The sequence below is a fragment of the Chryseotalea sp. WA131a genome, assembly GCA_025370075.1.
Lineage (GTDB): Bacteria > Bacteroidota > Bacteroidia > Cytophagales > Cyclobacteriaceae > ELB16-189.
In genome coordinates, this window is record CP073016.1 from 4580567 (window position 1) to 4601742 (window position 21176).

Annotated in this window: 17 protein-coding genes; 11 read left to right on the top strand and 6 right to left on the bottom strand. The window is 42.6% G+C overall.

Features of this window, described 5'->3' with window-relative positions:
- Positions 1 to 159: 159 nt before the first annotated feature.
- The 5 genes from KA713_21135 to KA713_21155 all read left to right on the top strand — a co-directional run bounded on the left by KA713_21135 (position 160) and on the right by KA713_21155 (position 3769).
- Positions 160 to 738 carry a DUF4252 domain-containing protein gene (locus tag KA713_21135; GenBank protein UXE66902.1) on the top strand — a complete coding sequence of 193 codons (579 nt, stop codon included), beginning with the start codon at positions 160 to 162 and terminating at the stop codon, positions 736 to 738.
- A gap of 22 nt (positions 739 to 760) precedes the next feature.
- Positions 761 to 1249, top strand: coding sequence for an ATP-binding cassette domain-containing protein (locus KA713_21140; protein ID UXE66903.1), 489 nt, complete (start codon positions 761 to 763; stop codon positions 1247 to 1249).
- 31 nt (positions 1250 to 1280) lie between these two features.
- Entirely contained in the window at positions 1281 to 2321 is a 1041-nt protein-coding gene (locus tag KA713_21145; protein ID UXE66904.1) for an IS5 family transposase, read from the top strand.
- A 139-nt stretch (positions 2322 to 2460) separates the two neighbouring features.
- On the top strand, positions 2461 to 2913 hold the full coding sequence (locus KA713_21150) for a hypothetical protein (GenBank protein ID UXE66905.1): 453 nt from the start codon (positions 2461 to 2463) through the stop codon (positions 2911 to 2913).
- Between the two features lie 37 nt (positions 2914 to 2950).
- Positions 2951 to 3769: a hypothetical protein gene (locus KA713_21155; protein UXE66906.1), complete on the top strand. Its 819-nt coding sequence runs from the start codon at positions 2951 to 2953 to the stop codon at positions 3767 to 3769.
- A gap of 7 nt (positions 3770 to 3776) precedes the next feature.
- Here KA713_21155 and KA713_21160 read toward each other — a convergent pair whose 3' ends face one another.
- Positions 3777 to 4937 (bottom strand): outer membrane beta-barrel protein, encoded by a 1161-nt coding sequence (locus KA713_21160; protein ID UXE66907.1) that lies wholly within the window; start codon positions 4935 to 4937, stop codon positions 3777 to 3779.
- A gap of 781 nt (positions 4938 to 5718) precedes the next feature.
- Positions 5719 to 7089 (bottom strand): cystathionine beta-synthase, encoded by a 1371-nt coding sequence (locus KA713_21165; protein UXE66908.1) that lies wholly within the window; start codon positions 7087 to 7089, stop codon positions 5719 to 5721.
- Positions 7090 to 7517: 428 nt separating this feature from the next.
- Here KA713_21165 and KA713_21170 point away from each other — a divergent pair, with 428 nt between their 5' ends.
- The 4 genes from KA713_21170 to hslV are packed head-to-tail and all read left to right on the top strand — an operon-like array spanning position 7518 to position 11460.
- Positions 7518 to 9164 carry a pyruvate dehydrogenase complex dihydrolipoamide acetyltransferase gene (locus KA713_21170; GenBank protein UXE66909.1) on the top strand — a complete coding sequence of 549 codons (1647 nt, stop codon included), beginning with the start codon at positions 7518 to 7520 and terminating at the stop codon, positions 9162 to 9164.
- Between the two features lie 6 nt (positions 9165 to 9170).
- The gene (locus KA713_21175) at positions 9171 to 9908 is read left to right on the top strand and encodes a Uma2 family endonuclease (protein UXE66910.1); all 738 of its coding nucleotides are present in this window, start codon (positions 9171 to 9173) and stop codon (positions 9906 to 9908) included.
- A gap of 23 nt (positions 9909 to 9931) precedes the next feature.
- Entirely contained in the window at positions 9932 to 10915 is a 984-nt protein-coding gene (locus KA713_21180) for a hypothetical protein (GenBank protein ID UXE66911.1), read from the top strand.
- Positions 10916 to 10923: 8 nt separating this feature from the next.
- Positions 10924 to 11460: an ATP-dependent protease subunit HslV gene (gene hslV / locus KA713_21185; GenBank protein ID UXE66912.1), complete on the top strand. Its 537-nt coding sequence runs from the start codon at positions 10924 to 10926 to the stop codon at positions 11458 to 11460.
- 19 nt (positions 11461 to 11479) lie between these two features.
- On the opposite strand, the gene KA713_21190 is transcribed toward hslV, so the two are convergent.
- Together KA713_21190 and KA713_21195 are read right to left on the bottom strand one after the other, a co-directional pair.
- Positions 11480 to 12802: an IS1380 family transposase gene (locus tag KA713_21190; protein ID UXE66913.1), complete on the bottom strand. Its 1323-nt coding sequence runs from the start codon at positions 12800 to 12802 to the stop codon at positions 11480 to 11482.
- A 414-nt stretch (positions 12803 to 13216) separates the two neighbouring features.
- Positions 13217 to 14539 (bottom strand): IS1380 family transposase, encoded by a 1323-nt coding sequence (locus KA713_21195; GenBank protein UXE66914.1) that lies wholly within the window; start codon positions 14537 to 14539, stop codon positions 13217 to 13219.
- An 18-nt stretch (positions 14540 to 14557) separates the two neighbouring features.
- On the opposite strand from KA713_21195, the gene KA713_21200 reads away from it, so the two are divergent.
- Positions 14558 to 15400 carry an IS4 family transposase gene (locus KA713_21200; protein ID UXE66915.1) on the top strand — a complete coding sequence of 281 codons (843 nt, stop codon included), beginning with the start codon at positions 14558 to 14560 and terminating at the stop codon, positions 15398 to 15400.
- A gap of 62 nt (positions 15401 to 15462) precedes the next feature.
- Here KA713_21200 and KA713_21205 read toward each other — a convergent pair whose 3' ends face one another.
- Positions 15463 to 16011: a hypothetical protein gene (locus KA713_21205; protein UXE66916.1), complete on the bottom strand. Its 549-nt coding sequence runs from the start codon at positions 16009 to 16011 to the stop codon at positions 15463 to 15465.
- 430 nt (positions 16012 to 16441) lie between these two features.
- Positions 16442 to 17395, bottom strand: coding sequence for a c-type cytochrome (locus KA713_21210; protein ID UXE66917.1), 954 nt, complete (start codon positions 17393 to 17395; stop codon positions 16442 to 16444).
- 484 nt (positions 17396 to 17879) lie between these two features.
- On the opposite strand from KA713_21210, the gene KA713_21215 reads away from it, so the two are divergent.
- Entirely contained in the window at positions 17880 to 21023 is a 3144-nt protein-coding gene (locus tag KA713_21215; GenBank protein ID UXE66918.1) for a glycosyl hydrolase, read from the top strand.
- Positions 21024 to 21176 lie beyond the last annotated feature (153 nt).

Here is a 21176-nt window from a genome sequence, read left to right on the forward strand (position 1 = left end):
TTGGGCAGACTGCAGTAGGCAGTGCGCAGGTTGTAGGAAGCAATTGACTGCCGACTGCAACCTGTTGACTGCCTACTTTTTTATTGAGTCATTAAATTTATCTTTGATAATTCGTACCCTTTTAAAAAGACACTCGTTGAGAACCTTATCATTATACTTATGAAATTTCTTTTATTAATACTGATTTTAATTCCCGCGCTAGCATTGGGGCAAACCAAAACTACCGAAGCGTTGGACAAAAAATACGATGGCCTTTCGCTTTTCTTTTATAAGAATACGTTGAAGATGTTAAACCAAAAAGATAGCAAGGAATTGGATGAGATGATTAAGGACATTGAAAAGATGCGCTTTGTGATGGTCGATAAAAAGAAGCATGCGATGGAGAAAACAGAATACTCGACCTTAAAGAAGAGTTATCAAGGCGAGCAATATGAAGAGATGATGACCGGCAGAATGGAGGGAAGGAATTTTGATATTTTGGTGAAAGAGCGAGAGGGCAAAGTGAAGGGAACCATTATCTTGGCCAGTGACTCGGCTAGTTTGTATGTGTTGGATATATTAGGAAGAATTCCTCTTGACAAAGCCAGCGCACTCTTTAATACCATCGACCAAAGCACAGATGTTAGCAAGATGATTAAGAATTTTATTGGTGATGATAAGGACAAGAAGAAGAAAAAAAAATATGATGAAGAGGGAAATAAAATTGAATCGGAAGAAGGCAAGAATAACAACAACTAATAGATAAATCCGTCTAAATCGAATGAGCGAAGTAGTATTATCCATACAAAAGCTAACCAAGAATTTTGGAAAGTTGTGTGCCGTTAACCAACTCGACTTGGAAGTAAAACGAGGTCAAGTGTTTGGCATGCTTGGGCCAAATGGAAGCGGTAAAACCACCACGCTTGGCATGTTGATGGGCGTTACTAATCCAACTTCAGGAACGTTCACTTGGTTTGGCGAACAACCCACACACCTTACGCGTAAGAAGATAGGCGCTGTATTGGAACACCCGATTTTTTACCCTTACCTGAGCGGTCAAAGGAATTTGGAACTAAATGCCATGATCAAAGGTGCAGATCCTGCTAATATTGCCAAGGTATTGGATGTTGTTGAGCTTACTTCGCGTAAAGATGATAAGTACAGAACCTATTCACTGGGTATGAAGCAACGGTTGGCCATTGCCTCGGCATTAGTAAGCGATCCCATTATATTAAGGGTATCTCTAAAAACCCTACGAAATTATCTGTAAATTTTGTTTCTTGAGAAAAAGGAGAAAATAGATGAAAAATAAATCGAGAGGATTATTTGATGAGCAGTTTCGGTTGGATAAAATCGGTAAGCAAAACGACCCATTGTTAAAATTGCAAGCCCACATTGACTTTGGGATTTTCCGCAAACCCTTGGAGGCACATTTTGAATCGGGAAAAGACAGAAGCCAAGGCGGTCGCCCTTCCTTTGATTATCTGATGATGTTCAAAATATTGATTTTGCAGCGCTATTATAATTTAAGCGATGACGGCACGGAATATGCGATTTTAGATCGTTTATCGTTCATGCGTTTTTTAGGGTTGACCATATCTGATACGGTGCCCGATGCCAAAACAATCTGGAACTTTAAAAATGAACTTGCCAAAGGCAAGATGGTGGAGAAATTGTTTTCCTTGCTGGATAAAACCTTGAGCCAACGGGGTGTAATTCTTAACAAAGGCCGAATGATAGATGCCTCCATTGTGGAAGTCCCTATTCAACGAAACAGCCGCGATGAGAACCAACAACTCAATGAGGGGATTATTCCCCCAGATTGGAAAGATAAAGAAAACAAGCTACGCCAGAAAGATATTGATGCCAAATGGGTTACGCACAATGGAAAAAGTTACTATGGGTATAAAGACCATGTGAAAGCCGATGCGCGCACCAAACTCATTACGGGTTATAAGGTAACCCCTGCCAATGTTCACGATAGTGAAATGATTGGACCATTGATTGACAAAAGGGATCGCGGACAAAAAGTATATGCTGATAGTGCTTATCGGAGTGAGAAAATTGAAAAAGAGTTGAACGGAAAAAATATGACCTCCATGATCCATGAAAAAGGATACCGCAATAAACCCCTTACCAATGCGCAGCAAAAGCGCAACAAGAAGAAATCAAAGACAAGGGCAAGAGTGGAGCACATTTTTGGGTTCATGACCAACTCGATGAACCGAATGTATATCCGATGCCGAAACTTTGTGAGGGCCAAAGCAACGATTGGTTTAATGAACCTCACCTACAATTTGTTCAGGCTAACGCAGATAAAAGTGAACTTGAATGGCCGATAGTTTGACCAAATGGTCAATCATCATCCTGCCAAGGGTGAAAAGAAAAAGTCAAAAGAGCCCTTAATCACTATTTTTTAAGATTGCAAAGAAAAAATTCGATAAACTAGGAAGTGAAAAAATTTAAAACGGGTTTTTAGAGATGCCCTTAATATTGGATGAGCCAACTAACGGACTTGATCCGATGGGTATTGCTGAAATTCGTGAGATAGTAAGAAGAATTGCTGCGGATGGCAAAACCATTATTTTAGCTAGTCACCTGTTAGACGAAGTGCAGAAGGTATGTACACACTTTGCCGTGTTGCGAAAAGGAAAGTTGATGCACAGTGGCCCAGTGGATGAAGTGGGAAAAGGAGAGGAGACGGTGGAGGTGATGGCTTACCACGATGACCTTTCGATTTATCTTCAAGAATTTGTAGGCAGTGGTACCATCAAAAAAGAAGAAGGCATTTATCAGGTGATGATGAAAGATGGTTTCCATAGTCAAGATTTGAACAAGTTTTTGTTCGAGAAGGGTATCATTACTTCACATTTGATTACCAAAAAGAAATCGCTGGAGAAACAGTTTTTGGAGATATTGGCAGAGGCGCATTAAATCTTAAATCTTAATTCTTAGATCCCAAATCTTTTCTATGCTTCATCTCGTAAAAATTGACCTAAAGAAAATGACCAGCTATCGCACCTTTTGGGTGATATGCGGTTTGTATTTTGTAACGCTCGCCTTCACTACGGCAAGTGGCATGGAAATATTAAAATGGATTGCGAGCAAGTTTCAGGATTTTGGTTCTGAAATCAACATCAATCGAATTCCGCTTTATCACTTTCCGGATATTTGGCAGAACCTGATATGGGTCAGCGGCTTGTTTAAGCTGGTTTTGTCCATCATGGTTGTAATTTCAATCACCAACGAATATCAGTACCGCACCCTTCGACAAAACATCATTGACGGTATGAGCCGTTGGGAGTTTATCTTTTCAAAGATTCTGATGAACGGATTGTTGAGTTTGATGAGTGTGGTGATGTTGTTTGTCATCATTATGTTTACAGGCCTGATCTATACTCCCGATTTGGCTTTTCAAGATGTGATGATGGGCATTGAATTTTTAGTGGCTTATTTCTTAGAAGTTTTTGCCTTTCTCTCATATTCGTTGATGTTGGGCATCTTTGTACAGCGATCGGGATTGACCATTGTTCTCTTGTTGCTATCGCACATGATCGAAGCCATTATCAAATTGAATATTTTTAGATCGGGCACCGAAGTCTCTATTGGCTGGTTGAAACAGTTTTTTCCTTTGGAGTCAATCACTAATCTGGTTCCGTTGCCTTTTGCTCGCTATGCCTTTCAGGAAATTCAAGACTATGTAAGCATTACCGCGGTGCTTATCGCGATCGTCTGGACGTTTCTCTTCAACTACTTTAGTTATTTGAAATTGAAGCGAGCCGATATTTAGTCTTAATTTAAAAATGATCTTTTAACCCAGGGTCTCGGTTAACTTTTACAGAACCCCAATGCGTAAACTTCATGGCAATTGAAAACATGATGAAAAAGTCTGTTTTACTTTGAGCAATTCCATCTTTATTTGTAAAAATCGGATCTATGTTTCGAGAGTCGCGTGCTTCTAGCCGAAAGGTAATATCATTATTCGGTAAGTATTCTACTGTTACAGTTGATCCGTGGTACTGAAAGCCGTTTGTTAAATTAACGCCTGGTCTGACTAAGTCATTGATGATTTGATGCGGGTCGTTTATATGTTCGTAGCGTGCAGCTACTCCCCATTTTTTATTGATTCCATACCGCAAACTGCCGCCAATCGATTGCCAGTATTTCATTTCATGAGTAACCGAATCTTTGATCATGCCTAAATCAACCATGGGCGCAATAATCCATTTTCCTGCATACACTCTTCCAAAAACATTATGATACATTTTGAAGGAATTTTTTTGTTTGTGATAATCGTAGGTTTCATTACCAACAAAAATTCCGTAGTTGAAAAGTAACTTACCTGGTTTGTCATAGACTTGCGCGATTCCAAAAGCAGGACTGTTATTGTTGTCACGAAACACTTGCCAGCCATTGGTGAATTGGGCTGTTCCGCTCCAATAACTCCCCATCCTATATTTTAATCGTACACCGGCCTCGTAGTCAGGTGCGAAGTCTGTCATCACCGCGCGCGTGGCGTGCAGGTTATCTTTGTTGATAAATGTTTCGGAGCCAAATATGGCTGGGAAAATACCGGTTTGAATCTCAAGCTTGTCGTGTATTTTGTAGGTAAGCGAAAGCTCGCGAATATACTTGAATATCTGATCTTCGTTCACATACATGATATCTACAATATCACCAGCATGGGCCGCTGCTTTTACTTGAATCTTTCCATATTCTAAATACAATTGTCCGTAGGTGTAAGCCAATCCAAATTGATTTACAAATTCAGGATTGCTATTGGTGTAGCGTTTATTGTTAATTGGCTGGTTGAAATCATACGTATAGTGAAAATCAACGTATGTCTCATAACCTACCTTTAGTTTATCGCCCATGTCTTTTTCTTCTTTTTTTTCTTGGGCGAAAAGTTTGGTTAGTGTAAAAAATAGAATGGAAATTAATGCAATGATACGGTTCATATGGAAAATTAGTGAGGTAAAATTTGCGTTAGATTCGTTCGATTAATAGGAACGTTATAATAGCAAAAAATCCTATAGCTGCCAGATGCAGCAAAGCGAATAGCTTAACGTATTGTGATGAGAACCAAAGATGATCTTACGGCTAATGCGTATGAATGGGATGACTTTACTTTTTAACTCGCGCCATTCCGACAATAAAACTAGATTAGTTTTTTTAACTCTATGCTCATCCACCGTGCAAGTAAATACTGCTCCGCTAAATGAGGGCCTTAATTGTAAGGCCGTTGGCAGTGCAGGGGCTAATTGAAAAGTTGATACTGCATTTGATTTTTTACTGGCGTGATTTTCCGATTGAAAATAACTTACACAACTGGAAAGGAATAATATCAACAAAAACGAAGCTATTTTACTTTTAAACGTTGTAATGCCGTGAGTTTGCCAAGTGATCATAGGAAGTGGCAAAGATAGAAATGAATTGGGTTCTCTCGATTATCTTTAAAGAATATGAATCAAGAATTTATTGAGAGTATTGTGATAATTGCTGGTAGTTTTACTACCATTCCTTTTTTTTTCTTAAGTAATCAAAACGTTGCGGAACAAATCAGCTAAAGATTTATCGCTGAAGATGTTTTCACTTTTTTTTAAGGTGATCGTGCTCTGGCTCACCTTCGGTTGAATGATCCAATCCCTTCCAGTCATCATTTCAAACGCTTACAAGTTGGTTTGGCCTTCACTATTTTATTTTTTAAGCTGAGATATAAATAAAAAATAGCTGAAAAGATTATGCCGTTATTGCCCGCAGAATGTCGTGTTGCGTGATGATGTGTGCTTTTTCAGATTCATCGCGCACCAGCAACGCTTTGTTATTTTTATTCAGCAGAGAAGTGAGTACGTCCAAGGTGCTGTCCAGTGCCACCACTTGCATGGGCTTGTCCATAATTTCACCAATTGATTTGTCTTTAAGTGTTGGATCGGAGATAATCTTTTCAATCAAACTTGCGGTGGTTACACTCCCTACAAATTCATTTCCTTCCATTACCGGCATTTGATCAACGCCTTCTTTGTTCATGATTTTTATGGCCTCGCCAATGGTGGATTTTTTAGTTACGGTGAAAAGACTGTCCTTTCCATTTCTTCCGGCAATTATTTCGCGGGCCGTACCATACACGCGCTCTTCCAAAAATCCGTGGTCTTTCATCCACATATCGTTGTACACTTTTCCTAGGTAGCGCGTGCCGTGATCGGGCAGCAGTATCACCATCACATCGCTTTCGGTTAAATTTTCCTTTGCATATTCCAACGCTCCATGCAAGGCAGAGCCGCAGCTCCATCCACCAAATATTCCTTCTTCACGCGAAAGTCTGCGAGCCATAATCGCACCATCTTTATCGGTCACTTTTATAAATTGGTCGATCACACCAAAGTCCACATTCTTAGGTAAAATATCTTCACCAAAGCCTTCTGTGAGGTAAGGGTAAATTTCATTCTTATCGAAAATGCCAGTCTCTTTGTATTTTTTGAAAACCGATCCGTAGGTATCAATGCCAATGGCTTTTAGGTGGGGGTTCTGCTCTTTTAAATATTTGGCCGTACCACACATCGATCCACCCGTACCTACCGTAGCGACATAGTGTGTAATCTTCCCTGCAGTCTGTCTCCAAATTTCGGGACCTGTGGTTTCGTAATGCGCCTTTGCATTCGATGGATTATCGTATTGGTTGGGGTAAATGGAATTAGGAATTTCTTTATTTAATTTTCTCGCCACCGAATAATAACTGCGCGGATCGTCTGGCTCTACATTGGTTGGGCAGACAATTACCTCTGCGCCCACCGCTCTCAAAATATTGATCTTCTCTTGTGATTGTTTATCGGCCATTGTGAAAATACACTTGTAGCCTTTGGCTACTGCCGTAAGTGCTAAACCCATCCCGGTATTTCCAGATGTTCCTTCAATAATTGTTCCTCCTGGTTTTAGTAAACCAGCTTTCTCGGCATCTTCTATCATTTTCAACGCCATTCGATCTTTGGTGGAGTTGCCGGGGTTGAAATATTCAACTTTGGCCAACACAGTTCCCTTTATACCTTTCGGGATTTTATTTAAACGCACAATGGGTGTGTTACCAATAGTTTCGATGATGGAGTTGTAGATCATAACGCCTTTAAAAATTTTGGGTAAAATTAACATTTACAAGGCACATTCGGCAAGTGCTGGTGACTTCACTAGGGGTATATTGTCGATTATAACTTCGTTTGATTGTAACTCCAAAAGTCGTTTGTTCTTTCAATGTCTGATTATTTCCATTAATGTATGTATCTGGAGGAAAATTCCTCGCCTTTAGGTGAGACTTTAGTTTAATAAATTTGCTTGATGAAAAACTAGCGAAAAACATCACAATACATAGAGAACCAAGATAAAGCGAAATACGTGACAAAGTCACCCCTTGAATTTCGGTCAATTTCAGCTATTTTTGAAGTCCAATGACTTGTCAGCCTTAGCTTGGGGAATAAAAAGAACGGTTTCGCCACGCTCAATCTGACATGGAGTTTTTTAACAAGTAAAATAGTAAATTATAAATAGAAATGGCTGAGATTGTACGCATGCCCAAGATGAGCGACACCATGACGGAAGGGGTGATTGCCAAGTGGCACAAAAAAGTGGGCGACACGGTGAAGTCGGGCGAGTTGATGGCAGAAATTGAAACGGACAAGGCCACGATGGACTATGAGTCGTTCAACACGGGCACGGTGTTATACTTGGGTGCCAAAGAAGGCGAGCCTGTGCAAATCAATGGTGTGTTGGCCATTGTGGGAAATAAGGGCGAAGACTACTCTGCTCTGTTGGCCGGAGTCAACGCAGCCACGACCAGCGGTGGCACGAAGGCGGAACAACCTAAATTAGAAGTAAGGGCCGAAGTGGCAGCCACACCTGCAGCCGCTGCGATTGACACAAGCAGCATCAAAGCCGAAATTGCATTGATGCCAAAGATGAGCGACACCATGACGGAAGGGGTGATTGCGGTGTGGCATAAAAAAGTGGGTGATGCGGTAAAGTCGGGCGAGTTGTTGGCAGAAATAGAAACCGACAAGGCCACCATGGATTATGAATCGTATAACACGGGCACCTTGCTATACATTGGCGCCAACACGAAAGAAGCCTTGAAGATCAATGGTGTGCTGGCCATCATTGGAGAGAAAAATGCCGATTGGCAAACTTTGCTGAAAGCACACCAAGCAAAATCATCGGGCGCAGCACCTGCGGCTACGTCAGGCGTGAGCGCAAGTGCCTCGACTACCCCTGTGGTGGCAGCTCCGAGCAACGGTGCATCTAATGGCGCATCTACCAACGGACGTGTAAAAGCATCTCCTTTGGCCAAGAAAATGGCGAAAGATTTAGGTTACGATATCAGCAAGATTGCAGGCACGGGTGAGTACGGCCGCGTGACGAAACACGATGTTGAAAATTATAAACCAGCGACCTCGAGTGCCACACCTACCAAAACAGGAGCAGCAGTTGCTCCTGCTGTGTTGCCGCAAGTAGTGGGGCAAGAAAGTTTTGAAGAAGTAACTCTTTCGCAAATGCGCAAGACCATTGCGAAGCGTTTGTCAGAAAGTATGTACACCGCTCCGCACTTTTACCTAACCATGGAAATCAACATGGATAAGGCGATAGAGGCACGCAAGAGTATGAATGAAATTGCACCTGTCAAGATTTCGTTCAATGATATGGTGATCAAAGCAGTGGCAGCAGCTATTCGCCAGAACCCAGATGTGAATGTAAGTTGGTTAGACACTAAAATGCGCAAGAATCATCACATCCATATTGGTGTGGCCGTGGCGGTGAAAGATGGTTTGCTGGTGCCCGTGATTCGGTTTGCTGATAACAAATCGCTGTCGCACATCGCAATTGAAGTAAAAGACTTGGCGCAAAAAGCGCATGACAAAAAATTGCAGCCGAGCGATTGGGAAGGAAGCACGTTCACCATTTCGAACTTGGGCATGTTTGGCATCGAAGATTTTACGGCCATCATCAACCCGCCCGATGCGTGCATTTTGGCGGTCGGTGGCATCAAAGAAACCGCCATTGTAAAGAACGGTCAGTTGGTGCCGGGCAATGTGATGAAGGTGACCCTTTCATGCGATCATCGCGCGGTGGACGGTGCGGTGGGAGCGGCCTTCTTGAAAACACTGAAGGGACTGTTGGAAGACCCTGTGAGGATTTTGATTTAGTGAATTATGAGAGGTGAGATAAGGAAGCCATTGGTAATAAATGGGAAAACACACTTCACTGTTGAAGAGTATCTTGCATTTGAAAGGAATTCGCTTGAAAAACATGAGTTCTACCAAGGAGAGATATTTGCCATGCTTGATAATGATGAAACACGAATAGATGAACCCGAACCCGCCTATCAAAAACGATTGATGACGGAAGAGGAGTATTTGGCATTTGAAGAAACCTCCGAACAAAAGCACGAATATTTTCAGGGAGAAGTATTCGCGATGGCCGGAGCAAGTGACCAACACAATGAGATATTCACCAATGTTTTCAGTGAATTGACTTTGCAGCTAAAGGGCAAAGTCTGTCGACCTTACGGAAGTGATAAGCGGATGAAAATTCCGCATACCGGACTTTACACATATCCTGATATCTCTATTTATTGTAACACTAGCACACCCTTCGAAACGTCCGCGATACAAAAAAATCCCATCGTATTAATTGAGATTTTATCGGAAAGTACGAAAGACTACGACCGTGGTAAAAAATCTAAGTTTTATCGTGAAATCGCAACATTGAGGGAATACATTTTAATTGATTCGGAATCTATCAGCATCGAATGTTTTCGACTTAACTCATCCAATCATTGGGAATTAGACGAGTACAAATCAATTGAACAAAACCTCGTCATTGCCTCCTTGAATATTGCCATTCCAATGCGTGAGATATACGAGCATACCCATTTAATTTTGAATTGAACATTCGCATTTATTCTAAACTCATGTTAAGAGCATTTATAAATTATTGCCATAAAAGGTTATTCCTAATCATCGGAACTATTTTATTATTTGCTGGTTGCCAAAAACAAGAAGAGACACCTGGTGCATGGACTAGATTGGCAGATTTTCCTGGTGCGTCTCGAAAGTATGCTGGAAGTGTATCGTTGAATGGAAAAGGGTACGTGTTTTTTGGTACTGATGATAAGTTTGATCAGCTAAATGATGTTTGGGAATTTGACCCTTCAAAAAAAAGTTGGACTAAATTAGCAGAATACTTAGAAAATCTTTATGCCGGCCCAGTAATATGTCAGTCAGTAAACAATAAGATTTACCTATTGCTGACCTCCCCTTCATACGACAATACAGTAGATGACCGGTTGGTGACTTTTATTCTGACATTTAATCCAGCAGATAAATCTTTTTCAAAAATCCCGATCCCACAGGACGTTAAGGTAAGAACTACCCTTCTGATTGCCAATAATCGATACCTCTATTTTGCGGGAGATGCGGGTAAGCTTTACAGATATGATTCTGAAAAGAATGAGTGGAGCTTAATTCCCTTTTTAGAACAAGAAGATTATCCAGCCATCGGAAATAGCAATTATACGGTGCCTTCATTTTTGCATAATGGCATGGTACGCTTAATTAATAGCGATGGCGTTTTTTGGACATTTGATTCTGTAAACGAAAAATGGATAAGTCAAGGTAGGTTCTCACAATTTGATGGCAGATTTGGCATGTCAACAGTTAATATTCGTGATTATTTCTATTTTATTTGCGGTGAACTTAGATCTTCTGGTGCAGTCTCTAAACGGGTCTTCAGGTATCATCCAGATACAAACGCAATGAAGGAGTTAAGCGAATTTCCATCTAGTGATAGAGCTGGTTCTCCAGGGTTTGTAATTGACGGAATTGCATACGTTTGTATGGGTGGCAGCTTATCCACTTCAAAAGAAGTATGGCAATTCAAAGGTGACGAAAAGTAATTCTCACAATGACCGAAATCCACTCCACCACCATTCTCGCAGTACTGCACAACGGCCAAGTAGCTATTGGCGGAGATGGCCAAGCCACGATGGGCAATACCATCGCAAAGAGCAACGTGAAAAAAATCCGCAAGCTTCAAGATGGCAAAGTGCTCACGGGCTTTGCCGGCTCTACAGCCGATGCGTTTACATTATTAGATCGCTTTGATGAAAAGTTGAATGCCTATGGTGGCAACATGAAGCGTGCTGCCATTGAGTTGGCAAAAGATTGGCGCACCGATCGGTTCTTGAGGAGATTGGAAGCCATGCTGATAGCTGTGAACAAAGATCAAATTTTAGTTATTTCAGGAACGGGTGATGTGCTCGAACCCGACAATCAAGTAGCAGCCATTGGTTCCGGCTCGATGTACGCGCAGTCGGCCGCCTTGGCCTTGAAAAAACATGCGCCCCATTTGACAGCAGAAGAAATGGTGTGCGAAAGCTTAAACATTGCGGCAGACATTTGTATTTACACCAATCATAATTTGGTGGTGGAGAAGATTTAACCCAGATTTTGCAGTAGAACTATCCAGTCAGACTTAGTGGCAGGTTTATTTTTTGGACATTTGAGAATAATCCATCATACCATTGCCTTCTTTTGAGTGGGACGGACATTTTCAGTACCCATTTTTGGGCTTCCTGCTCCACCCAACTTCCAACTGCAAAGCAGTTGAACCTTAATGTGGAAAGCTTGGGCTGTGGCTGTTTTTGATGGGTTATTTGGCGGAACAGGCTCATCAAATTATAGGCTACCATCACAAAGCGCATAGCTGTTTCAGTAGCACAAAAACTATCCATGCAAAAGCCTTCTGTACCGAAATCTTCTTTCAACTCCTTGATCCTGTTTTCGGCATCACCCCTGCGCTTATATTGTTCCCATATTTCTGTTGCCGGCAGGGCTTGGTTAGTGACAAAGGCATGGTACCTTTTGCGGTACACTTTTTCGTCCGCTATGCCCACGCTGCTGAATAATGTCTTGAGCTTCTTACCCGTTGCCCTGGCCCTGATTTCTTCACTTTGTTTGATGACCACAATCCTACGGGCTTTGCCCCAGCCGCCTTGCTGGTAGTTTATTTCCGATACCCATAAGCCTTCGCCTATCGCATTCCATTGGGTGATACCATAAATGCTGGCTTGTAAATTGGCATACAGCTTACAGGCAATGACGTAGGGGATATTTCTCTGCTCAATGAAATCCAAGACTGTACCGGTACAAAACCCACTATCGGCCCTGAACAACCCTACTGTTTTGTTTTTGAGGATGGCAAAGGTCTCTTCTAAAAAATGGATGCAGTTGCTGTTGCTCCCTGTATTGCCGCTGCGGTTCCAGCAATTGGCCACCATGCGTATGTCATTGACAAAAGCAAACAAGGGATGATGGCTGCCACGGCCAGGCTTCTTGGGGTTGTACCCTTTTTTGCTGCCCTCCTGTTCCCCGTAACGGGTGATCACACTGCTGTCCATATCCAACGTGTAATTGTCGAATTGGATCTGCTCAAAAAACCACGTGTACAGTTCAATGAAAATTTGGTGGTTCATTGAGGGCGTAAACTTTTTAAAGAACCGCCCGAAGGTGGTCCCCGAAGCAACCCGCTTCCATCCAAATATCTGGCGCAACACTTCATCAACCCGCACCACCGCTGTGTGACTAAAACGAAAGCAACCAATCCAGATGCCCACCCAAAAACTCTCTATTATACCCACGGCATCTATCCGGTTGTTACTCTTGCTCTCAGGCAAACCAAGCTCGGCCAACTTCTTGCTGATCCCAGTTTGGTCAATCAATATTTTCATCTCTTTCATCCCGCCCCACGCTGTTACTAATTTATCGGTATAGTGGTGTTCCATATTCAAATATAAGACACCTTGTCACTATTTCATTCTACTGCAAAATCTGGGTTTAATGAGCTATGAGATGGTTGGTTTTAATATCTATTATTTTAAGCCCCATGGTTGGAGCAAGTTTTGGATGCGTATGTTGACAAATATATTAACTGTCCGATTTTTCCGGACGCTTGGATTTAAGTTGTCCGCTGATTGCAGACAACTGGATTAGATATCAATTTAACTTTATTCTTGGACTTAGCAGTTTCAACTGTTACTCCTGCCGATACATTGATTGCAGCATCGCCACAAACATATGATTACGTACTGGCTAATCTCCATTCTCCAAAAAGAGTTCGCAACAGTTTCCGATTGTGTGTAGGCTTGCTGTATTCAGCGGCCATTTTAACCCAGATTTTGCAGTAGAACTATTTTGAACTAACCGGTAAGACTTAGTGGCAGGTTTATATTTTTAATATTTGAGAAAAGGCCATCATACCATTGTCTTCTTTTGAGTGGCACGGACATTTGCAATACCCATTTTTGAGCCTCTTCCTCCAACCAACTTCCAACTGCAAAGCAGTTGAACCTTAATGTTGAAAGCTTGGGCTGGGGCTGTTTCTGGTGGGTTATTTGCCGGAACAGGCTCATCAAATTATAGGCTACCATTACAAAACGCATAGCTGTTTCGGTAGCACAAAAGCTGTCCATGCAAAAACCTTCTGCACCAAAATCTTCTTTGAGTTCTTTTATCCTGTTCTCAGCATCTCCCCTGCGTTTATATTGTTCCCATATTTCCAATGCTGGCAATTTTTGGTTCGTTACAAAGGCGTGATATCTTTTACGGTATACTTTTTCGTCTGCTATGCCCATGCTACTAAATAATGTCTTTAGTTTTTTCCCTGTAGCCTTGGCCCTGATTTCTTCACTTTGTTTGATGACCACAATCCTACGGGCTTTGCCCCAGCCGCCTTGCTGGTAGTTTATTTCCGATACCCATAAGCCTTCGCCTATCGCATTCCATTGGGTGATACCATAAATGCTGGCTTGTAAATTGGCATACAGCTTACAGGCAATGACGTAGGGGATATTTCTCTGCTCAATGAAATCCAAGACTGTACCGGTACAAAACCCACTATCGGCCCTGAACAACCCTACTGTTTTGTTTTTGAGGATGGCAAAGGTCTCTTCTAAAAAATGGATGCAGTTGCTGTTGCTCCCTGTATTGCCGCTGCGGTTCCAGCAATTGGCCACCATGCGTATGTCATTGACAAAAGCAAACAAGGGATGATGGCTGCCACGGCCAGGCTTCTTGGGGTTGTACCCTTTTTTGCTGCCCTCCTGTTCCCCGTAACGGGTGATCACACTGCTGTCCATATCCAACGTGTAATTGTCGAATTGGATCTGCTCAAAAAACCACGTGTACAGTTCAATGAAAATTTGGTGGTTCATTGAGGGCGTAAACTTTTTAAAGAAACGCCCGAAGGTGGTCCCCGAAGCAACCCGCTTCCATCCAAATATCTGGCGCAACACTTCATCAACCCGCACCACCGCTGTGTGACTAAAACGAAAGCAACCAATCCAGATGCCCACCCAAAAACTCTCTATTATACCCACGGCATCTATCCGGTTGTTACTCTTGCTCTCAGGCAAACCAAGCTCGGCCAACTTCTTGCTGATCCCAGTTTGGTCAATCAATATTTTCATCTCTTTCATCCCGCCCCACGCTGTTACTAATTTATCGGTATAGTGGTGTTCCATATTCAAATATAAGACACCTTGTCACTATTTCATTCTACTGCAAAATCTGGGTTAAATGGCAAGCGTAAAGGCGGCCTCAAAGTGCAGGCGCAAATGCCCCTGTCGGGTTTTGTGCCGGATTTAATCACCATAACGGAAGGGGGTCGCAACGATAAGAATTTCCTCGGACAGCCCGCCCCCGCCCCGGGCACGATTTACGTCTTTGACAAAGGCTATGTCAACTTTTCGGTTTTTGATCAATGGACACAACAGGGGATCTATTTTGTTACACGCCTCAACGATAACGCGGTGTATGATGTGGTAGAGCCCAAGGTTTATGATATAGAAGAATTTGCAGGGGGTGGTGTGATCAGGGATGAAATTATCCATCTCAGACTCCCAGATCGTAACCAATGCTTTAAAGCGCGGCTGATCACCTACAAAGACCCACTGACAGGTCATGTGCTGAAGTTTTTATCCAATATGTTCCTCTATCAAGCCATCACCATCACCTTACTTTACAAAAACCGTTGGGGCATGGAGGTATTGTTCAAACGCCTCAAGCAAAATTTTGAGCTCAGTTATTTTTACTCGGACAGCTCAGAAGGAATCAAAACTCAATTGTGGATTGCCCTGATAGCGCACCTGCTTTTTACTGTTATCCATAAGCAAGTGAAAGAATGTGAACAGTTTATGACCATGGTCAGCATGGCTTCAAACAATTTAGGTTCCTACATCTGTTTTGTATCCATGTTATCCATGCGAAATAAATTATCGGCCCCCCAGCGTGAGGTTAATAAAATCCAGCTTGATATGTTTGTGGCTATTAAGGGGGGGTGTTTTTCAAAGCATAGAAAAATCCCCTTAATTTTAACCTATTGACCCTTTATAACACTTACTGAAAATTGGTCGGATGACAGTAATTTTCTCGTAACTTTATTTGCTTAAACCGTATTTGGTAAATTACCAATGTAATCCAGATGGCTTGAAGTGCGGTGCATGATAGATAGATATTCGTTTAGCTGGGCTTCGTATTCCAATCTATAATCTTCATGAAGTTTCTTCTGTAAAATAGTAACGGCTTTACGTAGCAACAGATATACTTTATGATTGTATGCCGTAAAACAAGTGCAAAACATATTGGTGCTCAGGCTAAAGGGTACCTCCAGCACAAACATGATCAGCTTTAGTTCCAACTCTTTATTTCTGCATATTTTATCAAATTCATTAATCCGTTTTAAGCAAGCTGCCAGCATGTTTGCCAATTGCAGTTCTTCAGAAAAACCTTTGTATCGCTTGCCATACAAATATTTCAAATCCGCTTTTGCTTTTTCAAAGAGTTCATCTTCACCAAACTCAGGGTCGGCATGGGTAATCAATAAATAATCGTGAAACTCATTATGTTTTTGAGCCGCCCGTAATACTAAATTTTCCAATTCTTTTTTGGAAAGCTGAGCAATGGTTTGTTTTATGGATTCGTTAATCTTGGCCATATCATTCAATACGTTACTAACTTCGCACCAAACGCTTGCTTTAAATTGTTTTGCCGCAGGGTTTCTGCTTGTTGTAAACTTTGCGTTAAGGTTTCTTCTGTTGTCTTAAACATTATTCAAATAATTGTCATGATCATTAACCAGTTCACCACTGAATGCTTTTTTTAATATGGATTGACTTAGGGTTTCTGACTGTTGAAAACTTTGGCTAATTGTTTCATCTATTTTGTCGCAAACCGTTAGTTTGCTTTCTAATTCTTCAACCAATGCAATTAAGTTAAGGAAATCAAACTGATTTGTAATTGATGGTAAATTTAGTGAACAGTTTTTTATGTCTGAGTATGGATTTTACTTTTCTGTAGAACTGTGGTTTAAATGCAGTGTCGGTTAGAAAAATTTCTATCCGCAATCTTCAAACCGATAGGCAAATTCAATAGGCTTGAGCAACCTGCTTACTTCCGCCTGCCAACTTTTCTTTCCAGGGTCCATACTTATGCTCTACCTCACTCAGCGTATCGGCATAAGGCCCAAAGGGGTGATCGAATGGCTTGGTTTCAATTTTTGGCCAATCATTTTTAAATTCTTTGTGCGGCCTTGGTTGAGAGATGATATAGGCGGCCACATCCCACGCTTCTTCTTCCGTCAATATTGGTTGCGAATAGGTGGCACCTTGCGGCATGTTGGCGCGAACATATTTCGCGAAATTAGAAAGACGAAAAAGTCCAGCGGCCGTGTTGAAACTTTTATCTCCCCACAACGGAGGAAAAGCAAATCCCCTTCCGCTGCCCAAGGGCATGCCCCTTCCATTTTTTTGATGGCATACACGACACTGCTTTTCATAAATAATTTTTCCTTTTAGCGTGTCGGCAGATCGATTTAAAAAAGCAATGTCTTTCAATCCTGAGCCCTCCGCTTTTTTTCCTTTCGCTACATCTTTCCCCACCCATAAAATATACGTCACCATCGCGCGCATTTCTTCGGAAAGTGAATCGAGTGGCTGGCCATTTAAACTACGCTGAATACAATCGTTGATTCGTTTTTCTACGCTCTCCAATCCGCCAGAGCGTGCCCGGAATTTTGGATACAGCGAAGCCACCGACCCAAAATTGTTTGCAAACGGTTTCGTACCCGCATTCAAATGGCAGTTTTGGCAATTCATTCCGTTCGAGATGGCAGCAACCGTTCCTTGGGGGCCTAGGTAGTAACTTGTATTGGCAATCAACTTGCGACCGTAGCGCACTTGATGATTGGGCATAGCGGAAGTATCCGGAGCTTGCCAGAGTGAATCGGCCGTTGGATTTGCCACTCCTCGTTTTTCCTTTTGAGCACACGAGAAACTCATTACAAAAATAATTGCTATGGTAAATAAATAGCCAGATTTCATTGATTGAAAACGATCAAAACATAAATGTAATGAATGATAGACTTCAAAAATAAATTAAGGATATTGCTTTCATTAATTTTAATCGCAGCTCTTTATGAAACTATTTTGATTTGGTGACGATAGCAAAGAAAAACCCTTAGCATTGCTGGAAGGCAAACACCATGATGCTTCTGCTTTTTTGGCAAAGGTTTTGGCGAAGAGTTTTTTGAATCAGATGGATTGAAAAAATTGGAGACCTGATTATCCCAACACAAAAGTTCACTTCCGTTGGCCAAAGAAGGCACTCGATTTAGAACTTGCTTTCGCAGGTCATCTAAAATGATTTGTGGGTTTAAATTATACCAAGCATGCAGGGCAAACGAATCTAAAATCATAGGAAGATAGTGGTGATTTGGTATAGTGGCGAAGATTTCTGTGCTCCGTGCAGCCCTCACATTGCAAAACTGTCGCGCACCCCTTATATTGTCGGTCAAACCCATTCCTTATGCAAAGAATTATTTCAGTTATCCTCTTCGTGTTCATCGCTAGTCTGTCAGCCGCCCAGAACCTTGATAGCCTCTTTAAATATGTAAAATACCGCAACATTGGTCCCTTCCGTGGCGGGCGATCGGTGTGTGCGAGCGGAGTGGTGGGCGATCCATTGACTTATTACATGGGCACCACGGGTGGTGGCTTATGGAAGACTGAAGATGCAGGAGTTAGCTGGAGAAATATTTCAGACGGTTTCTTTAAGACAGGTTCTGTAGGTGCTGTGGCGGTTTCTGAAAATGAACCCAATGTGGTATATGTGGGTATGGGCGAGCATGCTCCGCGCGGAGTGATGACTACTTATGGCGATGGCGTTTACAAATCTACCGATGCGGGAAAGACTTGGAAGAAAATGGGTTTGGAAAAAACGTTGCAGATTGCGAGAATCGTTATTCATCCGCGAAATTCCGATATTGTGTATGTAGCAGCGCAAGGAGCGATCAATGGCCCCACGCAAGATCGGGGCATTTACAAATCAACCAATGGCGGAGTAACCTGGACGAAAGTTCTTTTTGTCAATGACCTTACGGGATGCGCTGAACTTTCTATGGACATGAGCAATCCAAAGGTGTTGTATGCTGCCATGTGGCACCATCAACGCTTGCCGTGGAAAGTGATCAGCGGTGGCCCTGGCAGTGGATTGTACAAATCGGTGGATGGTGGTGATACGTGGGAGAAAATCCATAATGGCCTGCCGAAGGAATTGGGTAAAATGGCCATCGCAGTAAGCCGCGCCAATCCTGAAAAAGTTTATGCGGTCATTGAAAGTGACACCGAAAAAGAACAAGGCGGCTTGTTTGTATCTAACGATGCTGGCAAAAGTTGGAACAAAGTCAGCAGCAATCATGAACTGGTGCAACGCGCATGGTATTACATTGAAGTATTTCCTGATACACAAGATGAGAATACTGTTTATGTCATGAGTGCTTCAGCCTTGCGTTCGATTGATGGAGGCAAAACATGGGATCACATTTATACACAGCATGGCGATTACCACGATGTGTGGATCAATCCGCACAACTCTAAGAATATTGCCGTATCGGATGATGGCGGCACCAGCATTTCTTTCAACGGTGGAAAAACTTTTTCCCTCATCACCAACAACATGCCAACGGCACAAATTTATCGGGTGAACGTTGACAACAGTTTTCCTTATAGGATTTATGGGGGGCAACAAGACAATACATCTGTTCGTATTGAAAGTTTGGCGTTGGGCAAATGGGGGATAGGCGAGCGCAATTGGGATTACTCGGCTGGTGGCGAGAGTGCGTTTTTGGCATTTAACCCAGATGACCCGAAATTGGTTTTAGGAGGAAGCTATTTGGGCACTATTGAAGCATTGCAACCACATGCCCATGCTGGAACGGGAGTGATGGCCGCGCCTATTCAATACTTGGGCCGCGCTAGCAAAGACATGAAGTACCGTTTCAATTGGAATGCGCCCATCATTTGGTCGAAGCACGAGCCAAATACGTTTTACCATGGTGCTCAAGTACTCTTGCGAACGCGCGATAACGGCATGAGTTGGGAAGAAGCTTCACCTGATTTGACACGCAACGAAAAAGACAAGCAAGGCAAAGGTGGTGGCCCTTACACGGTGGAGGCAGTTGGTGCAGAAAATTATGGAACGCTTAGCTATGTGTTGGAATCGCCCGCGGAAAAAGGAGTCATCTGGACGGGCAGTGATGATGGCTTGGTGCAACTGACACGCGATGGAGGAAAAACCTGGAGCAATGTAACCCCGAAAGGTCTGGCAGAATGTCTCATCAACTCCATTGACGTTTCTCCGCACGATCCGGCCACGGTCTACATCGCTACTACACGCTATAAATTCAACGATTTCACACCCGGCCTTTACAAAACAACCGACTATGGGAAGACATGGGTCAACATCAGCAAAGGCATTCCACAGGGCGCTTACACCCGCGTGGTGCGCGAAGACGAAGTACGAAAAGGATTGCTTTTTGCCGGAACCGAATTGGGTATGTATGTAAGTTGGAATGGTGGCAATACGTGGCAGCCACTGCAATTGAATTTGCCGATTACACCCATCACTGATTTAAAAATTCACAGAGGTGATTTGGTTGTAGGAACGATGGGGCGCGCTTTTTGGATTTTGGATGACTTGGGTTTGATCCGTCAACATAATGGAACAACTGACGAAAGTTTTAAAGTCTATCTACCCGAAGATGCCGTGATTGGCAATTGGGGTAGTGGGTTGAACCGAACTTCGGCAACCTATGCAGGCACGGATGAGTTCTCAGGAGTAAATCCGGCCAATGGAGTAGTGCTATATTATCAGTTGCCTAAGTTGCCAGACTCCGTTCACGTTACACTTGAGATCAAAGATGCAGCGGGAAAGCTTGTGCGAACGGTAAGCTCAAAAGCAGACCCCTCTTTTCACTTGTATGATGGTGGCCCCTCGCCTGAGCCAAAGCTGACCAAAGAAAAAGGACTGAACCGTTTTGTGTGGGATATGCGCTACGCCACCATGACGGGCGCACCGGAAGTGTATATTGAAAGCAGTTTCCGTGGGCATAAGGCTTCGCCCGGCACTTATTCTGTTACTTTGAGCTATGGCAAAAACCAAAGCAATACCGAATGCAAAATCTTGCCGAACCCATTGTACAACCTCACCGCGCAAGAGTATGCCGACTACCACAATTTTATGAGTTCGATGGAGGAAACGCTCAACGATATGCACCGCAAAGTGAACAGCATTTATAAAACACAAAATCAATTGAGCGATGTGCTGAAGGAGTTGGAAGGAGACAAGTATGCGGCACTGAAGAAAACAGGCAACGACCTGATTCAAAAAATGAAAGTGTGGGATGAAGAAATGGTACAGCGCAAAGCAAAAGCCTATGACGATGTGGACAACTTCGAAAACAAGTTTACGGCCAATTATCTATTCCTTATCAACCATGTCGAAAGCGATATTCCTCGTATAACTAAACCCAGTAGAGACCGGAATGAAGAATTGACAAAACAATGGACTAACTTGCAGGCGCGGGCAAAAGAAATACTCGAAAAAGATGTGCCTGCATTTTCAAGATTATTGTGGGGTGTGGGTGTTGGGGCAGTTAGAGCGGGAAAATAAATTTTGAACCTGATCACGAATTCAGCGATCGAAAAATTTGGTAATTCCAATAGAGCATGTCCATTTTTCCTTAAGTCTTCTGTAGAAGTCAGTCGGAACGCGGTCTTATAATAGGAAGTTGGCAAAAAGATGTTCCTGAATGTTTTTAGGCTT

What these genes read in the sequence shown, in the direction of transcription:
- KA713_21140 (UXE66903.1), top strand. Translation starts at nt 761, where the DNA reads ATGAGCGAAGTAGTATTATCCATACAAAAGCTAACCAAGAATTTTGGA.
- KA713_21195 (UXE66914.1), bottom strand. Translation starts at nt 14,539, where the DNA reads ATGGAACACCACTATACCGATAAATTAGTAACAGCGTGGGGCGGGATG.
- KA713_21210 (UXE66917.1), bottom strand. Translation starts at nt 17,395, where the DNA reads ATGAAATCTGGCTATTTATTTACCATAGCAATTATTTTTGTAATGAGT.
- KA713_21165 (UXE66908.1), bottom strand. Translation starts at nt 7,089, where the DNA reads ATGATCTACAACTCCATCATCGAAACTATTGGTAACACACCCATTGTG.
- KA713_21190 (UXE66913.1), bottom strand. Translation starts at nt 12,802, where the DNA reads ATGGAACACCACTATACCGATAAATTAGTAACAGCGTGGGGCGGGATG.
- KA713_21215 (UXE66918.1), top strand. Translation starts at nt 17,880, where the DNA reads ATGCAAAGAATTATTTCAGTTATCCTCTTCGTGTTCATCGCTAGTCTG.
- KA713_21170 (UXE66909.1), top strand. Translation starts at nt 7,518, where the DNA reads ATGGCTGAGATTGTACGCATGCCCAAGATGAGCGACACCATGACGGAA.
- KA713_21180 (UXE66911.1), top strand. Translation starts at nt 9,932, where the DNA reads ATGTTAAGAGCATTTATAAATTATTGCCATAAAAGGTTATTCCTAATC.
- KA713_21160 (UXE66907.1), bottom strand. Translation starts at nt 4,937, where the DNA reads ATGAACCGTATCATTGCATTAATTTCCATTCTATTTTTTACACTAACC.
- KA713_21175 (UXE66910.1), top strand. Translation starts at nt 9,171, where the DNA reads ATGAGAGGTGAGATAAGGAAGCCATTGGTAATAAATGGGAAAACACAC.
- KA713_21145 (UXE66904.1), top strand. Translation starts at nt 1,281, where the DNA reads ATGAAAAATAAATCGAGAGGATTATTTGATGAGCAGTTTCGGTTGGAT.
- KA713_21150 (UXE66905.1), top strand. Translation starts at nt 2,461, where the DNA reads ATGCCCTTAATATTGGATGAGCCAACTAACGGACTTGATCCGATGGGT.
- hslV (UXE66912.1), top strand. Translation starts at nt 10,924, where the DNA reads ATGACCGAAATCCACTCCACCACCATTCTCGCAGTACTGCACAACGGC.
- KA713_21135 (UXE66902.1), top strand. Translation starts at nt 160, where the DNA reads ATGAAATTTCTTTTATTAATACTGATTTTAATTCCCGCGCTAGCATTG.
- KA713_21205 (UXE66916.1), bottom strand. Translation starts at nt 16,011, where the DNA reads ATGGCCAAGATTAACGAATCCATAAAACAAACCATTGCTCAGCTTTCC.
- KA713_21155 (UXE66906.1), top strand. Translation starts at nt 2,951, where the DNA reads ATGCTTCATCTCGTAAAAATTGACCTAAAGAAAATGACCAGCTATCGC.